The organism is Chryseobacterium sp. KACC 21268 (assembly GCA_028736075.1).
Taxonomy (GTDB): Bacteria; Bacteroidota; Bacteroidia; order Flavobacteriales; family Weeksellaceae; genus Epilithonimonas.
Map to the genome: position 1 here is coordinate 796,858 of CP117875.1, position 15,897 is coordinate 812,754.

Here is a 15,897-nt window from a genome sequence, read left to right on the forward strand (position 1 = left end):
TTGGCTGAAAACTAAGAGAAGAAAGTATGTAGTGAATTATTCAATGATTATCTTGCTGTTATTTTTTCTCATTCCTTGTGTTTTGTTTTTGATAGCGCTTGCAAATGGTGGCGCAATCTTCCCGAAAAACTGAACTAATCCAATGAAATTTAAACTAAAAAAAATTAATATCACAAATGAAAAATTACTATAAAAAAGCAACTTTGTTTTTTTCTGTCCTATTATTTTCTGTGACTCAGGCGCAAACTGCTTCTACCAGCACACCAAACTCCCAAACAGTTCAGCCAAAAATAATGGTCATTCCTTACGTTGGGGAAGGCGAAGACCTTAGAACCGTTTTGGAAGGCGATGTCAACAAGAGAATTGCCATTACCAAAATAAAAGAAGCGTTTGATTCCAAAGGTTTTACAACGGTAGATTTCGTTGCAAAGTTGAAATCTGCAAAAGACAATAACATCTTTACCTCCGATAATCAAACCGATGTGAAAGACCAGATCGTACAAATGTCTGGTGCAGATGTTTATGTACAAGCTGAGGTAAATGAAATTCACAGTCCATCAGGAAATGCGGTTTCTGTGGTGATGTCTGGTTATGAGGCTTCTACGGGTAATTCACTTTCCAATAAAGTTGGCGAAAGTGGAAAATTCTACACCGACGACTTCGGGAAACTGGCTTCCAAAGCAGTAGAAAGTGTGTCTCAGGAATTCCTGAACACAATGCAAGCTAAGTTTACAGATATTGTAAATAATGGAAAATCGATTAATCTGGACATCAGTTTTGCACAAGGTGCCTCCAAAAAAATGTCAACAGAAATGGCTCCGGACAATCTTCCACTTTCTGACCAGATTGAAATGTGGATGGAGAAAAATGCCTACAAAAACAATTACCACATCCAAGGAACAACAGACCTTAGAATGATTTTCGATGATGTGAGAATTCCGTTGAAAGATGCGAACGGCAAAAATTACAACACCAACAAGTTTGCTTTGGAAGTATTCAAATTCTTCAAAACTTTGAATATGCAAGTCGATAAAGACATCAAAGGAAACACCATTTACATCACTATAAAATAAACAACAAGATGAAAAAAATATTTTTAAACTTCGCATTCCTGCTGATAGGCGTTTTCGGATATTGCCAATCTCAGGCAGACCTGGGCAAGATTCAGCTTTCTGTCTATTTTCCAGAGGAAGACCAGTACAATTATGATACGGATGTTCTTTATAAAATCGAAGGGAAACTGACGCAGTTATTATCAAATTACGGCATCATTTCCACAGATTACAACAACGGACTCATCCTGCAACCAAAGATTACGATTAACGGAAATGAAATTGTAGAAGGCGGAATGCAAAACGTGAACGTGACCAATATGACTTTGCAACTCCTGATAAAACAAGACCAAACGAATATGGTCTTCGCCTCATTCTCAAAACAACTGAAAGGAACCGGAAGAACGGAAAGTCTGGCTCTGAATAGCGCTGTGAACTCTTTATCCGCCAATGATCCAGCTCTCGTAAGCTTCATCGAAAAAGGGAAAGAGAAGTTGCAGGCTTACTACCAAGCGAACTGTGCACAGATTATGACAAAGTCCGGAAACTTGGAAAAATCTGGAAAATATGAGGAATCTTTGGGATTATTGATGTCGATTCCGGAAACGGCAAGTTGCTACAAAACAGCTCAGGCCAAATCTTTGGAAACCTACAAAAACTTCCAGAAAAAGAATTGCGCATCACTGGTGAAACAAGCGAATGTGTATATCGCAGAAAAAGATTATTCCTCCGCTTTCTCAATATTAATGGACATCGACAGCACGTCGCCTTGTTCGGCACAAAGTAACAATTTGGTGAAAAGCATCGAAAATAAATTGAATGCAGAAGAGAAGAAACAATGGGATTTGGATATGAAAATGTACAATGATTCTGTCGGTTTGGAGAAGCTGAGAATCAACGCGATAAAAGACGTTGCCGTTTCTTACTACAAAAGCCAACAGAGACCAAATCAAACGATTATAGTGAAATAGAAGTAAATTTTTTATAACTTTAATGGTAAAAAAACTATGACAGAAACAAACAAAGTGATCTCCACGGCAGAGAAAGTCAAAGCTTTTGCAATGGGCGTTATCGGTGCCGGAATCTTCAGTATGGGAACGACCTACTTTTCCGAGCAGGCAGAATATCGCATTCCGAGGATTCTTTGGCCGGTCTATGAGATTTTCGGGAACATCGGTTTGGCAATCGGGATGATTCTCTTGGGAAGCTTATTAATGTTTTACGCTTACCGGAAATTCATTTCAAACGGTGGCAAGGCCATTTATTTATTGGCAGTTTTAGTAGTTGCCATTGTAGGATTCTACGCCATTATCTTTTCAACAGGTAAAAAATCAACTTCCATCGAGGATGTGAGAGCAAGTCTGGAGGCCAATCAAAAGAAGACAGAAAATGAAATTGCCAATAACGACAGACCAGATCTGGAAAGCGAATCGGCGAATAAATACCTCAATCAATTGGAAGCTTTGAAAGTAAAATATGAAAAAGCGGTCAATGAAAAGGATAAGACCAAAATTGACGCATGCGAAAAAGAATATGTCAACTTGGTCTCGGTAGAATTCGGGAAAGTGGCAAAAGAAATTGCTACCAAGCCAGAATACAGAGATTTTGCGATGTATAACGCCAAAGTGTTGAATGAAATCCAAGTCTCAAGAACTAAATAGAATCATATTGATCCCGAAAAGCTTCGGGATTTTTAATTATCTGATTACAAATCCACAAAGAAGTGATACTTTAGTAATGGCTTACAAACTTGATATCGAACGATGAAATATTACTTCAAGATTTTCCTGCTTTCCGTTGGCATCGGCGTCGTCAATATTTTGATGTACCTGTTTTTGTTGCAATTTCAGATTGTCCAAAACAGTTCATATGTACCTCAGGAAGCTTTTGACATTTTTCTGATCCTTGTAGCAATTCCTGTTCAGTTTTTGATTTTAGCCTTGGTTGCTTACGTTTCGAAGAAAAATAAACAAATGGTTTTAATGATTTCAGGATTATTTGTGATCGCCTGTCTCTTATTGATTTTGATTAATACTAACGAGGAACGAAGCACTTTCAATAAAGAACAAGTTTACAGAAGCACCGAAAAATATGACTACCAGCAAGGCATTGCCACACCAGAAGGTTATCCGATCAAGTTGCTTTCAAATAGTGAATTTACGCTTGCAGTCAAAGGGCACCGAAATCCATACACACTTTTGGAAACCGGCAAAGTCTATTCTACAAACTGGGGAAATGCCGAATCTACTTTCAAATCGTCCGAAGATGGCGACGTGGTTTTGCCAGATAGTTTGAAGCTCTACTGGTTTTCATTTCTTGAGAATAAATATTATGGATTGCGTACAAAACTAGATAAAACCAAAATTTCCAATTACTTTAAAAAAGGATATCCGCGCGATATGAGTGGCAATTTAGATCGAATGATAACGGCCGACTATCAAGATCTGAATGCCGGAATTGCCCCGGGCGGCGATGTGATTCTATGGATTTCGGGTGCCAGCGAAACAAGGGAAATCAGTGTTTTCAAAGCAAAGGAGATGAATATCAATCAGTTTAAGGCTGAAGATATTGTAAAGCCGCACGAAATAAAAAAGGTTTTAAGTGATACTTGCGAATGCAAAGACGACTTACAACAAAGAAGAATCGTTCATAATAATCAAAAAATTCCTTTCGGAATTTGGACCAATCAATACCGCGAAAAATATAATTGGAAAGTTGATTTGGGTAAGATAGAACCAACCAAATCTGAGCTTGAATTTTATTTTTACAACGGCGAGAATTTTTCATTCTTTGATGAAGAAGTTATCAAAAGCAGACATCAAGATCAAGTTGTGCCTAGCTATATTATTTTTCATTTCTTCAATAATAAAGACGAGTACAAAGCTTTTTTTCAATTTGATGAAGACGAGATCTATAACAATTTTAAAATTCTGACAAAGGAAAATCGGAATGAGCCACTTGATATAGTTTTGAATTTCAATGGAGATTTTACCACAGCTACAGTGAAAATAAAATCAAAAAACAAAACGCTGGATTTTACGAAAATGAAAACTTTGCAAATAAGGAAAGATTAAGGATTCAAGTGACCTACATTTACTTGCAAGCCACAGAGTGGCAACTTATTGGTAGAAAGACAATTACCAAATCACAACAAAGCTCCAGAGGAGCGGCCAATAACAAGCAATTACATTTTTACCCAATCAACTCCTTCGCCTGAGAAATCGCCGCTTCCGTGATCTTGGAACCGGAGATCAACTGTGCGATCTCGTTGAGTTTTTCGTCGTTGGAAAGCTTTACAATGGTAGTTTTGGTAATTCCATTTTCATCAAATTTCACCACTTTGTAGTTCTCGTTACCTTTCGCGGCAACTTGCGCAAGATGCGTGATGACGATGAGTTGAAGGTCTTGCGACATTTCCTGCATCAGTTTTCCCATTTCCTCGGCAATTCTTCCGGAAACGCCCGTGTCGATTTCGTCTAGGATCAAGGTTGGAAGGTCATTATTTTCTGCCATTATTTTTTTGATGGCGAGCATTACTCGGGATCGTTCTCCACCAGAAACGGCGCTTTGAATGGGTTTCAATGGAAAACCGGAGTTCGCCTGGAAAAGGATCTGGATGTTGTTTTTCCCGTGAAGATTGTAAGTGTTGGAATCTGTCAAATCGATTTTCAAGATGGCTTTTTCCAAACCTAGTTTTGAGAAGATTTCTTTGGCTTGGTTTTCCAGATTTCCGGAGAATTTCTTTCTGTTCTCGGATAATTTTTGACTGAGCGTTTGAAGTTCTTTTTCAATCAGCTTAAGACTTTTTTCTTTTTCTTCGATTTGATTTTCAATCGTTTCCAAAGAGTTTTGGCTGGCTGACAATTCTTCTCGGATTGCCAAAAGTCCCTCAATGTCATTCACCTGATGTTTCAGGAAAAGCGAATTCAGTCGGTTGACAGTCGTCAAAAGAGCCTGCAAAAGTTCAGGGTCCATTTCCAGATTTTCTGCCTTGTTCTCGATTTCGAGATTGATATCTTTTAGCTCCACATAAGAAGTTTCCAGGCGTTCGCTGAGGTCTTGATATTCTGATGAAAGCTCTGAAAGTTTGGCGATTTTATTTCTAACTTCGAAAAGTCCAGACAAAATCCCGAAATCTTCCTGGTTCAGTTTTGAAAGGATTTCTGAAAGATATTCACTGATCTGTCCTGCGTTTTCCTGCGTATTGAGTTGATTCTGGATCTCTTCAAAATCCAGATCGTCCAATTGCATTTCTTCCAATTCTGCAAGAAGAAAATTTTTGTAATCGGATTCTTTATTGTTTTCTGCAAGTGCTGATCTCAGTTGTTCGATTTCTCTTTTTGTTGTTTGATAACCAATGTAATGGTTTTGATAATCAGACAACAAGCTTTTATTCTTTGCCAGTCCATCCAAAATTCCGAATTGAAATTGCTCGGTGAAAAGGTCAGACGTTTCGAATTGGGAATGAATGTCGATCAATCTTGAAGATAATTCCTTCAAAACATCCAAAGTCACGGGAACATCATTGATGAAAGCCCGGGATTTTCCGCCAGACGAAATTTCTCTTCTGATGATGGTCTGTGTTTCAAAATCCAGATCTTTCTCTTCAAAAAAATCTTTAAAATTTTCGCTGATTTGGAACTCAGTTTCTACGATGCTTTTGACGTCAGACTTTGCGAAGGATTTCACATCGGCTCTTTCGCCCATTATGAGACGCAGCGCACCAAGAATGATGGATTTTCCCGCACCGGTTTCTCCTGTGATGACCTGAAGACCTTTCCTGAGGTCGATCTCAAGTTTGTCAATTAACGCAAAATTCTGAATGAAAATTCTTGAAAGCACGAAATTATTTTTTAATAACTAAATTATAGCCTAAGTTGATTTGAAACCGAAAGCCCGCAGCCCGACTTGAACGGAAATCCTTTTTTGCGTGGTATCAAGTTCTACTGAACTGAAAATAGTATGCAAAAAAGATTGGGAATGGAAGGCGGAAAAGCTGCCCAAAAGATTAGACTCACAAAATGTCTATTTCCACTTATTCCATTTGGTGTCAATGTCTTTCGGAGCGAAGGTGCTCATCATTGTTTTCAGTTCGCTGATGTTGACAGAAGCATTGTTCCCAGTATCAAAGATGTTGAAGATCTCGGTGCTTTTGCTTTCCAAAAAGACATTGAAAGGATAATTCATCTGGAAATTGTTGTCATAGAACTTGAGTTGCATCAGAGATTCTGCAATCGTTTTTTTTGCTGGACCTTGGTCTGGTTTTGCCAAGTTATCAAGACCAGCACGGTGATAGCTGTAGAAAACAGTTCTCAACGTGGAGGAGTTTTCGTTTTGCAATCCGGAGATCAACGCACCTCTATTTCTTTGGCTTTCTATCTGATTCCAGCCGTCAAAGTTTTGATTTTGAGAGTTTTGTGCGATTTTAAAAGCTTTGTCAAAATGTGCTTGTCCGCCTTTCAATTGGAAACTGTCTCCATCGTAACCTAGAATTAGATAGATGTAGAAACTGATGACATCGGTAAGATTTTTCCCAGAGAATTGTCTCTCGTTGAAGATCAGGTTTTCATTTTCGTTGTATTCAAAAGAAAAACTGGTGTCATTGATGTTCATCAAAGGTGACTCATATTGCGAGTTGAAAACTGGGCGCGTAGCTTGCACGACCATTGTTCCTTTGAAACCGCTGTTGCTAGGACGTTCAGATATAACAATCGCAAAGTTGCACTTGATCTTTTCAAAATTCTGAAGCTTTTTCCCTGTCCAGCTGGTATTGTTAATGAAGTCTCTGAGGGATTTTTCCAAGGTTCGGAAAACCTGTGTGTTACTTCCTGCAATTTGTTGTGAGTTGATCTGTACATTGGCCAAAAGCTCCTGTGAGAAAGCTGTTTGAGCAAAAAACAAAGCGCAGATTATAAAAAGTAGTTTTTTCATCCAAATAAAAATGTTTGTAAAAATAAGCAATCTTTGTCAAAGAAAATAATCTAAAACAAGGATAAAATGATAACGTAAAACACGAGGTTTTCTTACAATTTCTGCTCAATAAAGTTCAGAATGTCCTTTGCAACGTCTTCTTTTGATTTTAAGGCAAATGATTGTTCTTCCGTGGGCGTGAAGATCTTGACCTTGTTGGTGGCATTTGCAAATCCAGCGCCTTCATCCCGAAGTGAGTTGAGGATGATCATATCCAGATTTTTCTTGACTAATTTTCCCTTGGCATTTTCCTCTTCATTCTGCGTTTCCAGAGCAAATCCTACCAAAAACTGTTTAGACTTTTTCTCACCCATAGTTCGGAGAATATCTTTGTTTTTGATCAACTCGATGGTAAGTTCATTATCATTTTTCTTGATCTTCTCTGTGGCTTTCACTTTTGGTGTGTAGTCGGCCACGGCGGCGCTCATGATCGCGACATCTGTCGATTCGTAATATTTGAAAACCTCGTCAAACATTTCCTGAGCCGAAGTTACTCTGTGAAGTGTAATGTTCTTGTCATCAACTTTCTGAGAAGATGGACCGGAAATTAGTATCACTTCTGCGCCACGTTTTGAAGCTTCTTTGGCGAGATCAAAACCCATCTTTCCCGAAGAGTGATTGCCGATGAATCTTACTGGGTCAATGTTTTCATAAGTGGGACCAGCCGTGATCAGGAATTTTTTCCCTGATAAGGTTTGTTCAGCATCAGAAAATTGAGCTTCCAAAATTGATAAAATCGTTGATGGTTCTGCCAATCTGCCTTGTCCATTAAGTCCACTTGCCAATTCTCCAAATTCTGCTGGAATGATCTTGTGGCCAAAACTTTCAGCGGTTTGTAGATTTTTGGTTACCGTCGGATGTGCGTACATATCAAGATCCATTGCCGGTGCGATGATCACCGGACATTTTGCGGACATATAAACTGCCATCAAGAAGTTGTCACATAGGCCAGTGGTGATCTTTGCCAAAGTGTTTGCTGTACAAGGTGCAATGAGTATTAGATCTGCCCAAAGTGCGAGTTCTACGTGGTTGTTCCAGGTTTTATTGTCGTCATAAAAATCGGTAAAGACCATGTTCTTGGAAAGTGTGGAAAGCGTTAGTGGCGAGACAAATTGCTCGGCCGACCTCGTCATTACGATCTTCACTTCTGCTCCAGACTTTATGAGGTCCCGAACGAGATAATTCATTTTGTAAGCGGCGATTCCACCAGTGATTCCAAGGATGATCTTTTTGCCTTGTAAGCTCATTTTGCTTTGATTTATATTAACGAAAGTATTAATAATTTTGATAACAAAAAAACCGTCTCATAAAGGAATACTTTAGCGAGACGGTTTTTGTATTTTCAAATCCGAGGATTAGTTTTTTTCTTCAGTTTTTCTGTGGTAGATCTCATCATCCAACCATTCTCTGATAGCGATAGAGGTTGGTTTTGGCATTTTTTCGTAATGCTTGGAGATCTCGATCTGCTCTCTGTTTTCGAAAACTTCTTCCAAAGTAGAGTTGTGAACAGCAAACTCATCAAGTTTTCCGTGAAGTTCTGTACGGATCTCACCGTTGATCTGCTCTGCTCTTTTACCCATGATCACGATAGCTTCGTAGATGCTGGCTACTTTTGCTTCAATCTTATCTTTGTCGTAAGTGATTGTACTTACTTCTGCTTTTGTATCTTTAAGGCTCATTGGACGAATTGTTTAGGGTTGCAAATATACTAATTATCTTTTAAACTTGAAAGTCGCTTGTGGCTCGGTAGAATTTACCTTTGCACTATCTCTTCTTGCCTGGTCAGCGGAGTTTTCCATTTTAGCCTGATGTTTGTCCTGTGCTAATTCTTTTTTCTCGTTTTCTTTAGCCTCTGCATTTTTAACTTTAGCCTCATATTCCGCTTTCCTTTTTTCAACGTCAGCTTGCAAAATTGCAAATCTTGCTTTCTCAGCTTCTAGCTTTGCAGCAAGGTCATCAGCTGTTTTGGAGTATTCAGAGTTTGGAAGTTCACTAGAAACTCGTACTGCATAAGAAGCTGCAGCGTCTAATCTCTCTTTTTTCAGATCATAGATGGAATTGACTGCCAATTCATATTTGGATCTCAAAATGATATCGTAGATCTTTGGTCTCAACTTGGTTGCTGGGAAATCTTCCAAAACGTTTTCAAAAGTTACCGCAGCAGCTTTGTATTCGCCCATTTTGTAATATTGCTTCGCGTTTTCAAACGCTTTGAATTCCAATTTGTACGCCAACTCATCTACCAATTGGGTGATGTTTTTGGAACGCTCAGAATCGGGATATTCATTCAGGAAATTCTGTAGTTCTGTGATTGCAGACTCAGTATTGCTTTGGTCGAGGTTGTACTGCAAAGAGCCTTCGTAGTAACAAAGAGCCGAAAGATAAGCTGCCTCCTCCTTTCTTGGGTCCTGAGGAAAACTGATCACGAAATTCTTAAACTGATTGGCTGCGAGTCTGTAATTCTTGTCATAATAGTTGGAGTAGGCAGAGTTGAATACCACATTGGGCGCATCATCTGTACCGGCAACTAGATTTGGTAATCTATCGTACAATGCCAAAGCATCTGACCATTTTTTCTTTGCGAATTTTTCATTGGCAACCTTCAAGATAAAATCTTTGTCGGCACTCTTCATAGCCTGATCCATTTCTGTTTTGCAAGACAGCAAAATCACAGACAACACTAATAAACTAATATATTTCTTCATAATTCCCGCCAGAATAAATCTGTCACTTGATTGTAATTAATTTGCAAAAATAAAACTTTTTTCTGCAATAGCTTTTTTTTATGAAAGATTAACGTTTTTCTTATTAATATATTAAATATTGATCCAGAATTTCAAAAACTTTAGAACAATCCGTCATTCCAAGTTTCGGACTATCAATAAATAGTGTATTTTTGCAAATTACAAGAATTTTAAATGAAAAACATCAGGAACTTCTGCATCATTGCACATATCGACCACGGTAAAAGTACATTGGCAGATCGTCTTTTAGAATATACCAACACCGTTACCCAAAGGGAATTGCAGTCGCAAACCTTGGATGATATGGATCTGGAAAAAGAACGCGGTATCACCATCAAGTCTCACGCGATCCAAATGGATTATGAGCTGAATGGCGAAAAATACATCTTAAACCTTATCGACACGCCAGGACACGTGGATTTCTCTTACGAAGTTTCCCGTTCCATCGCGGCTTGCGAAGGTGCATTGTTAATTGTTGATGCGGCGCAAAGTATTCAGGCGCAGACCATCAGTAATTTGTATCTGGCTTTAGAAAACGATTTGGAAATTATTCCAATCCTTAATAAAATCGATCTTCCATCTGCAAATCCGGAAGAAGTGACCGACGAGATCATGGGACTTCTAGGTTGCAAATACGAAGATGTTCTTAGAGTTTCAGGGAAAACGGGTGAAGGTGTTCACGAATTGCTAGAGCAAATTGTAAAGAGAGTTCCGCCACCAGTTGGAGATCCGAAAGCGCCACTTCAGGCATTGATCTTTGATTCTGTTTACAATCCTTTCCGAGGAATTGAAGCTTATTTCAAAGTGGTAAACGGAAGTATTTCTAAAAACGAAAAGATCAAATTCTTCGCTACAGGGAAAGAATACGGCGCAGACGAAGTTGGAACTTTAAAGCTAAAACAGCTTCCAAAGAAAACCATCGAATGCGGTGATGTAGGTTACATCATTTCCGGGATCAAAGATGCCCGCGAAGTAAAAGTGGGTGACACAATTACGTCTTTCGTAAATCCTGCATCAGAAGCCATCGACGGTTTTGAAGAGGTGAAACCAATGGTTTTTGCCGGAATCTATCCAATCGAATCTGAGGATTTTGAGGAGTTGAGATTCTCATTAGAAAAATTAAGACTGAATGACGCTTCTTTGGTTTTCGAGCCGGAAAGTTCTGCAGCACTTGGTTTTGGTTTCCGTTGCGGATTCTTGGGAATGTTGCATATGGAAATCGTTCAGGAACGTCTAGACCGCGAATTCAATATGGATGTGATCACGACGGTTCCCAACGTTTCGTACCACGGTTTCTCCAAAAAAGAACCAGACACACCCATCTTGATTAACAACCCATCCGAAATGATCGACCCGAATCTTTTGGACAGAGTGGAAGAACCTTATATCAAAGCTTCTATCATTACAAAATCTGATTTCGTAGGCGGAGTTATGACACTATGTATCGAGAAAAGAGGCGAGATTGTCAACCAAAGTTATTTGACGGCGGACAGAGTAGAATTGACTTTCAATATGCCTTTGGCAGAAGTTGTTTTCGATTTTTATGACAGGCTGAAATCTATTTCAAAAGGTTACGCTTCATTCGATTATTCTCCGATCGGGATGCGTGCTTCTAAGTTGGTGAAAATGGATATTTTGATAAATGGTGATATGGTGGATGCTTTATCCTCATTGATCCACGATAGCAACGCGTTCTACATCGGAAAGAGAATGTGCGAGAAATTGCGCGAACTGATTCCGAGACAACAGTTTGATATCGCTGTTCAGGCGGCTTTGGGAGCGAAAGTTATCGCTAGGGAAACCATCAAAGCTTTGAGAAAGGACGTTACCGCAAAATGTTACGGCGGTGATATTTCCAGAAAACGTAAGCTTCTTGAGAAACAGAAAGAAGGTAAGAAAAAGATGAAACAAATTGGTAGGGTAGAAGTTCCGCAGTCAGCATTTATGGCTGTTTTGAAGTTGAATGATTAATTTCCACATTCATTTATAAATTGTAATCCACTGAATTTTCAGTGGATTTTTTGTTTCAAAGCCTGAAAAGTATAACTTCGTGTATTCATAACGCAAACATACTATGCAAGATATAAAAGTCGCTGTAGATGCCGTCATTTTTGGATATTTTGATAAAGAAGATTTACAGATTCTTTTGATTGAAAGAAATATTGAGCCTTTCAAAGGCGGTTGGGCACTTCCGGGCGGTTTGGTTTTGGATAATGAAAATCTGGATGATGCCGTAAAAAGAGAATTGCACGAAGAAGCGGGCATTAAACCTGATTTTCTGGAACAATTATTTACTTTCGGAAATGTAGGTCGTGACCCCAGAAATCGTGTGGTTTCAATTGCTTATTTAGGTTTGGTCAATCCTTCTTATCACGAATTGTTTGCTGATTCTGACGCTGATGATGCACAATGGTTCAGCGTGAATCAGCTTCCAGAATTGGCTTTTGACCATCAGACTATTATTGACTTGGCGTTAAAAAGACTTCGTACAAAAATCCAATATCAACCCATTGGTTTCAATCTTTTAAATGATGAATTTGTATTCTCTGACCTCGAAAATCTTTACAAAACAATCATAGGGCAAGAAATAGACCGCCGGAATTTCCGAAAAAAAATTATGAGTTACGGACTTCTAAATGAGACCAAAAATTTCAAAAAAGAAGGAAGCGGAAGACCCGGAAAACTATTTACGTTCAATCAAGAAAAGTACAAAGAGCTGGAAGAGCAAGGCTTCTACTTTGAAATTAAATAAAATTTTATTTGATAATCAATCACTTAGTTTTTTTAGTGTTATTTTTACGCAAATAAATTTTGTCAATTAACTACAAGTCTATATATTTGTGTAATAATAACGCAATATGAAATATGCTTTACAAAATATAATAGAAAGATTTAAAGAAAACGAGAGACTTGACTTCCTTTTCTTTTGGGGACACACTGTGAAAGATGAAGTTACGAAATCCTGTTTCAGTCAATGGTTTCCGTGTAAATTTGAAGAAAACAGCATTGTCTACAAAACCGCGGAACATTATATGATGGCAAATAAAGCCAAGTTATTTAACGATGAAGAGATTTTAGAAAAAATTTTAAAATCGGAAATGCCAAATGAAGCAAAGAGCTTAGGTAGAAAAGTTAAAAATTTCGATGCTCAAGTTTGGGACGAGCACAAATATGAAATTGTGAAGCAAGCTAATATTCTGAAGTTTTCACAAAATCGAGAATTTAAAGATTTTCTTTTATCTACAAACAATAAAATTATAGTGGAAGCCAGCCCGTACGACACAATCTGGGGAATCGGAATGTTGGAATCTGATAAAAACATTAATAATCCTCTTCTGTGGAACGGCGAAAATTTATTGGGATTTGCTTTGATGGAAGTTCGGGATATGTTGAAAGATTAAATCAAAAAATGAAACTAAAACTAAAAAACTATAAAGAACAGCTGAAAGATTGGCCTCAACAAGGATATCACATAATGGCTCAATATGATGATGAAAAAGTTATCGTTTACCAATCTTATCGAAAATCAATTGGAGAATTTGCTGTTAAAAATCAATTTTTTGGAGGCGGATTTAGTTTGGAAAGAATGACTTGGATTAAGCCTAATTTTCTTTGGATGATGTACCGAAATGGCTGGGAAACTAAGGAAAATCAGGAATTTGTGTTGGCCATTCATTTGAAAATGGATGCTTTCAAAAAATACTTGACAAATGCCATTTACTCTTCGTATAATGAATCAATGGAAATTTCCAAAGATGAATGGGAAAACGCAGTAAAAGAATCTTCTGTCAGACTACAATGGGACCCAGACCACGATCCCTTTGGAAAAAAACTGGAAAGACGGGCGATACAAATTGGACTGAGAAATGAATTCGCCCAATCTTTTGCCAAAGAAGATATTTTATTAATTGAAGATATTTCTGATTTTGTGAAGGCGCAATATCAATTTATTTTAAATAATGACTTGAATAATCTAATGATTCCCGTAGAAAAACCTTTGGTCTTTGATGATGAAAATTTAAATAAAGAACTAAAACTCACTGAAACCAAAAATTGAATTAATACAAGGTGACATCACAAAAATAAATACCGATGCAATCGTCAACGCTGCAAATTCATCATTGCTTGGCGGAGGCGGTGTTGATGGAGCCATACATCGCGCAGGCGGAAAACAGATTTTGGAAGAATGTATGCAGATTAGAAACAGACAAGGCAAATGCAAAACAGGAGAAGCTGTTGTGACTACAGCTGGAAATCTACCTGCGAAGTACGTCATTCACACTGTAGGTCCGATTTGGAATAATGATGAAGAGAAATGCTCAAAATTATTATCAAATTGTTATAAGAATTCTTTGAAACTAGCAGAAGGTCTTAATGTAAAAACAATTGCTTTCCCAAATATCAGCACAGGCGTTTATCGTTTTCCAAAAGAATTGGCCGCAAAAATTGCAGTTCAGGAAGTTCAGAATTTTGAATCTGACGTAATTGAGGAAGTGATTTTTGTCTGTTTTGATGACGAGAATGTGCAGATTTATAAAAGATTAATCAATTTTGATGAAAAATAGTGTAAAATCAGGAATTTTCGGAGTTTGTGTTGGCGATGCTTTGGGCGTTCCGGTGGAGTTCAAGAAACGTGAAGATTTGAAGATATCGCCTGTAAAAGGTTATTTAGAATATATGTCTTGGAACCAACCAAAAGGAACTTGGAGCGATGACAGTTCATTGACACTTTGCCTATCAGAGGTGTTGACGAAAGGTTACGATTTAGAGAAAATCGGACAAAGTTTTGTAAAATGGGTAAAATATGGGCACTGGACTGCGCACGGAAGATTGTTTGATATTGGCGGAACCACGAGACATTCGATTGCAAGATTAATCAAAGGAGAAAGTGCCAAATTTTCGGGAAATATTTTTGAGGAAGATAATGGAAATGGTTCTTTGATGAGAATTCTCCCTTTGGCTTTTTATCTGAAAAATGAAGAAAATATCGAGACACTTTACCTGACCGTAAAAGAAGTTTCATCTATTACGCACGGACATTTTCGTTCTGTTTTTGCTTGTTTTATATATGTACTTTTTGCAATTGAGTTAATTAACGGAAAAAGCAAAAAAGAAGCCTTTGAATATATGCAAAAACAAGCTTTGGAATATGCTGTTTTTCAGGAATTTAATCCGAAGGAAGTTGAGCTTTTCGAAAAGGTTTTAAACAATGATATTTCCACTTTTCCCGAAGATGTAATTAAAAGTAGTGGTTATGTTCTCCATAGTTTGGAAGCTTCATTTTGGTGTTTTCTGAATTCTGAAAGTTATTCTGAAGCTGTTTTGAAAGCCGTTAATTTGGGAGAAGATACAGACACGACTGGAGCGATTACCGGTGGAATTGCCGGAATCTATTATGGTTTTGAAAATATTCCCGAAGAATGGATTTCTGAATTGGTGAGGAAAGATGATATTGAGAAATTATGTTCTAAATTGGAGAATAAATTGATGAAATAAAAACAAACAATGACCGAATCCCAAAACAAAAAAATAAGCAAGTTCCTAAGCTTCGTCCTTCGACACAAACCGGAAACTATTAACTTAGTTCTGGACAAAAACGGCTGGACAGATGTTGATGAATTAATCACAAAATCGACAAATGATTCTCAAGGTTTCACTTTTGAAGAATTGGACGAAATTGTACAGACAAATGACAAAAAACGTTTTGTTTTCAATGAAGATAAGACCAAAATCAGAGCCAATCAAGGTCATTCAATTGATGTTGATTTGGCTTTAAAACCACAACAGCCGCCAGAATTTCTCTATCACGGAACAGCTATGAATAATGTAGATTCAATTCTAGAAAACGGAATTGAAAAAAGAAACAGATAACACGTTCATCTCAGTTTGGACAAAGAAACGGCGACCAAAGTCGGGATACGCCACGGAAAACCAATTATTTTGACAATTAAAACAGGTGAAATGTTTGAAGATGGAATTTTGTTCTATCTTTCTGAAAATAATGTGTGGTTAACGGATTTTGTGGATACTAAATATATCAAAAAGCAACCGATTTGATTACATCGAACAATTAATCCACAGAATTTTCTGAGGATTTTTTTTAATTAATATTTCCACGTTCTCTACATTTG

15 protein-coding genes and 1 pseudogene are annotated in these 15,897 nt (G+C 37.7%); 11 read left to right on the forward strand and 5 right to left on the reverse strand.

The window, feature by feature from the left end:
* Window positions 1-176 precede the first annotated feature (176 nt).
* The 4 genes from PQ459_03795 to PQ459_03810 all read left to right on the forward strand — a co-directional run bounded on the left by PQ459_03795 (window position 177) and on the right by PQ459_03810 (window position 4,126).
* On the forward strand, window positions 177-1,073 hold the full coding sequence (locus PQ459_03795; GenBank protein ID WDF47617.1) for a DUF6175 family protein: 897 nt from the start codon (window positions 177-179) through the stop codon (window positions 1,071-1,073).
* Window positions 1,074-1,081: 8 nt separating this feature from the next.
* Window positions 1,082-2,023 (forward strand): hypothetical protein, encoded by a 942-nt coding sequence (locus PQ459_03800; GenBank protein WDF47618.1) that lies wholly within the window; start codon window positions 1,082-1,084, stop codon window positions 2,021-2,023.
* Window positions 2,024-2,059: 36 nt separating this feature from the next.
* Window positions 2,060-2,713 (forward strand): hypothetical protein, encoded by a 654-nt coding sequence (locus PQ459_03805; GenBank protein WDF47619.1) that lies wholly within the window; start codon window positions 2,060-2,062, stop codon window positions 2,711-2,713.
* Window positions 2,714-2,815: 102 nt separating this feature from the next.
* Window positions 2,816-4,126: a DUF2931 family protein gene (locus tag PQ459_03810; GenBank protein ID WDF47620.1), complete on the forward strand. Its 1,311-nt coding sequence runs from the start codon at window positions 2,816-2,818 to the stop codon at window positions 4,124-4,126.
* A 118-nt stretch (window positions 4,127-4,244) separates the two neighbouring features.
* On the opposite strand, the gene PQ459_03815 is transcribed toward PQ459_03810, so the two are convergent.
* From PQ459_03815 to bamD, 5 genes are all read right to left on the reverse strand, one after another.
* Entirely contained in the window at window positions 4,245-5,894 is a 1,650-nt protein-coding gene (locus PQ459_03815) for a DNA repair protein RecN (GenBank protein WDF47621.1), read from the reverse strand.
* Between the two features lie 183 nt (window positions 5,895-6,077).
* Window positions 6,078-6,983 carry a DUF4835 family protein gene (locus PQ459_03820; protein WDF47622.1) on the reverse strand — a complete coding sequence of 302 codons (906 nt, stop codon included), beginning with the start codon at window positions 6,981-6,983 and terminating at the stop codon, window positions 6,078-6,080.
* 92 nt (window positions 6,984-7,075) lie between these two features.
* The gene (gene coaBC / locus PQ459_03825; protein ID WDF47623.1) at window positions 7,076-8,269 is read right to left on the reverse strand and encodes a bifunctional phosphopantothenoylcysteine decarboxylase/phosphopantothenate--cysteine ligase CoaBC; all 1,194 of its coding nucleotides are present in this window, start codon (window positions 8,267-8,269) and stop codon (window positions 7,076-7,078) included.
* A gap of 108 nt (window positions 8,270-8,377) precedes the next feature.
* Window positions 8,378-8,701, reverse strand: coding sequence for a DNA-directed RNA polymerase subunit omega (locus PQ459_03830; GenBank protein ID WDF47624.1), 324 nt, complete (start codon window positions 8,699-8,701; stop codon window positions 8,378-8,380).
* A gap of 33 nt (window positions 8,702-8,734) precedes the next feature.
* Window positions 8,735-9,727 carry an outer membrane protein assembly factor BamD gene (gene bamD / locus PQ459_03835; GenBank protein ID WDF47625.1) on the reverse strand — a complete coding sequence of 331 codons (993 nt, stop codon included), beginning with the start codon at window positions 9,725-9,727 and terminating at the stop codon, window positions 8,735-8,737.
* A 213-nt stretch (window positions 9,728-9,940) separates the two neighbouring features.
* On the opposite strand from bamD, the gene lepA reads away from it, so the two are divergent.
* The 7 genes and pseudogenes from lepA to PQ459_03870 all read left to right on the forward strand — a co-directional run bounded on the left by lepA (window position 9,941) and on the right by PQ459_03870 (window position 15,823).
* Window positions 9,941-11,737 (forward strand): translation elongation factor 4, encoded by a 1,797-nt coding sequence (gene lepA / locus PQ459_03840; protein WDF47626.1) that lies wholly within the window; start codon window positions 9,941-9,943, stop codon window positions 11,735-11,737.
* 103 nt (window positions 11,738-11,840) lie between these two features.
* Window positions 11,841-12,518: an NUDIX domain-containing protein gene (locus PQ459_03845; protein WDF47627.1), complete on the forward strand. Its 678-nt coding sequence runs from the start codon at window positions 11,841-11,843 to the stop codon at window positions 12,516-12,518.
* Between the two features lie 106 nt (window positions 12,519-12,624).
* Entirely contained in the window at window positions 12,625-13,167 is a 543-nt protein-coding gene (locus PQ459_03850; GenBank protein WDF47628.1) for an NADAR family protein, read from the forward strand.
* A gap of 8 nt (window positions 13,168-13,175) precedes the next feature.
* Window positions 13,176-13,823, forward strand: coding sequence for a DUF4291 domain-containing protein (locus PQ459_03855; protein WDF47629.1), 648 nt, complete (start codon window positions 13,176-13,178; stop codon window positions 13,821-13,823).
* Window positions 13,807-14,331, forward strand: a complete 525-nt coding sequence (locus PQ459_03860) for an O-acetyl-ADP-ribose deacetylase (protein ID WDF48684.1) — start codon at window positions 13,807-13,809, stop codon at window positions 14,329-14,331. Before PQ459_03855 ends, PQ459_03860 begins: the two co-directional genes overlap by 17 nt.
* A complete protein-coding gene (locus PQ459_03865; GenBank protein WDF47630.1) occupies window positions 14,321-15,262 on the forward strand; it encodes an ADP-ribosylglycohydrolase family protein in 942 nt (313 codons plus the stop codon). The genes PQ459_03860 and PQ459_03865 overlap by 11 nt, the downstream gene beginning before the upstream one ends.
* A gap of 9 nt (window positions 15,263-15,271) precedes the next feature.
* Window positions 15,272-15,823 (forward strand): annotated as a pseudogene (locus PQ459_03870) (RNA 2'-phosphotransferase).
* The last annotated feature ends 74 nt before the right edge of the window (window positions 15,824-15,897 follow it).

What these genes read in the sequence shown, in the direction of transcription:
- PQ459_03850 (WDF47628.1), top strand. Translation starts at nt 12,625, where the DNA reads ATGAAATATGCTTTACAAAATATAATAGAAAGATTTAAAGAAAACGAG.
- PQ459_03855 (WDF47629.1), top strand. Translation starts at nt 13,176, where the DNA reads ATGAAACTAAAACTAAAAAACTATAAAGAACAGCTGAAAGATTGGCCT.
- PQ459_03800 (WDF47618.1), top strand. Translation starts at nt 1,082, where the DNA reads ATGAAAAAAATATTTTTAAACTTCGCATTCCTGCTGATAGGCGTTTTC.
- bamD (WDF47625.1), bottom strand. Translation starts at nt 9,727, where the DNA reads ATGAAGAAATATATTAGTTTATTAGTGTTGTCTGTGATTTTGCTGTCT.
- PQ459_03865 (WDF47630.1), top strand. Translation starts at nt 14,321, where the DNA reads ATGAAAAATAGTGTAAAATCAGGAATTTTCGGAGTTTGTGTTGGCGAT.
- coaBC (WDF47623.1), bottom strand. Translation starts at nt 8,269, where the DNA reads ATGAGCTTACAAGGCAAAAAGATCATCCTTGGAATCACTGGTGGAATC.
- lepA (WDF47626.1), top strand. Translation starts at nt 9,941, where the DNA reads ATGAAAAACATCAGGAACTTCTGCATCATTGCACATATCGACCACGGT.
- PQ459_03795 (WDF47617.1), top strand. Translation starts at nt 177, where the DNA reads ATGAAAAATTACTATAAAAAAGCAACTTTGTTTTTTTCTGTCCTATTA.
- PQ459_03845 (WDF47627.1), top strand. Translation starts at nt 11,841, where the DNA reads ATGCAAGATATAAAAGTCGCTGTAGATGCCGTCATTTTTGGATATTTT.
- PQ459_03805 (WDF47619.1), top strand. Translation starts at nt 2,060, where the DNA reads ATGACAGAAACAAACAAAGTGATCTCCACGGCAGAGAAAGTCAAAGCT.
- PQ459_03810 (WDF47620.1), top strand. Translation starts at nt 2,816, where the DNA reads ATGAAATATTACTTCAAGATTTTCCTGCTTTCCGTTGGCATCGGCGTC.
- PQ459_03830 (WDF47624.1), bottom strand. Translation starts at nt 8,701, where the DNA reads ATGAGCCTTAAAGATACAAAAGCAGAAGTAAGTACAATCACTTACGAC.
- PQ459_03820 (WDF47622.1), bottom strand. Translation starts at nt 6,983, where the DNA reads ATGAAAAAACTACTTTTTATAATCTGCGCTTTGTTTTTTGCTCAAACA.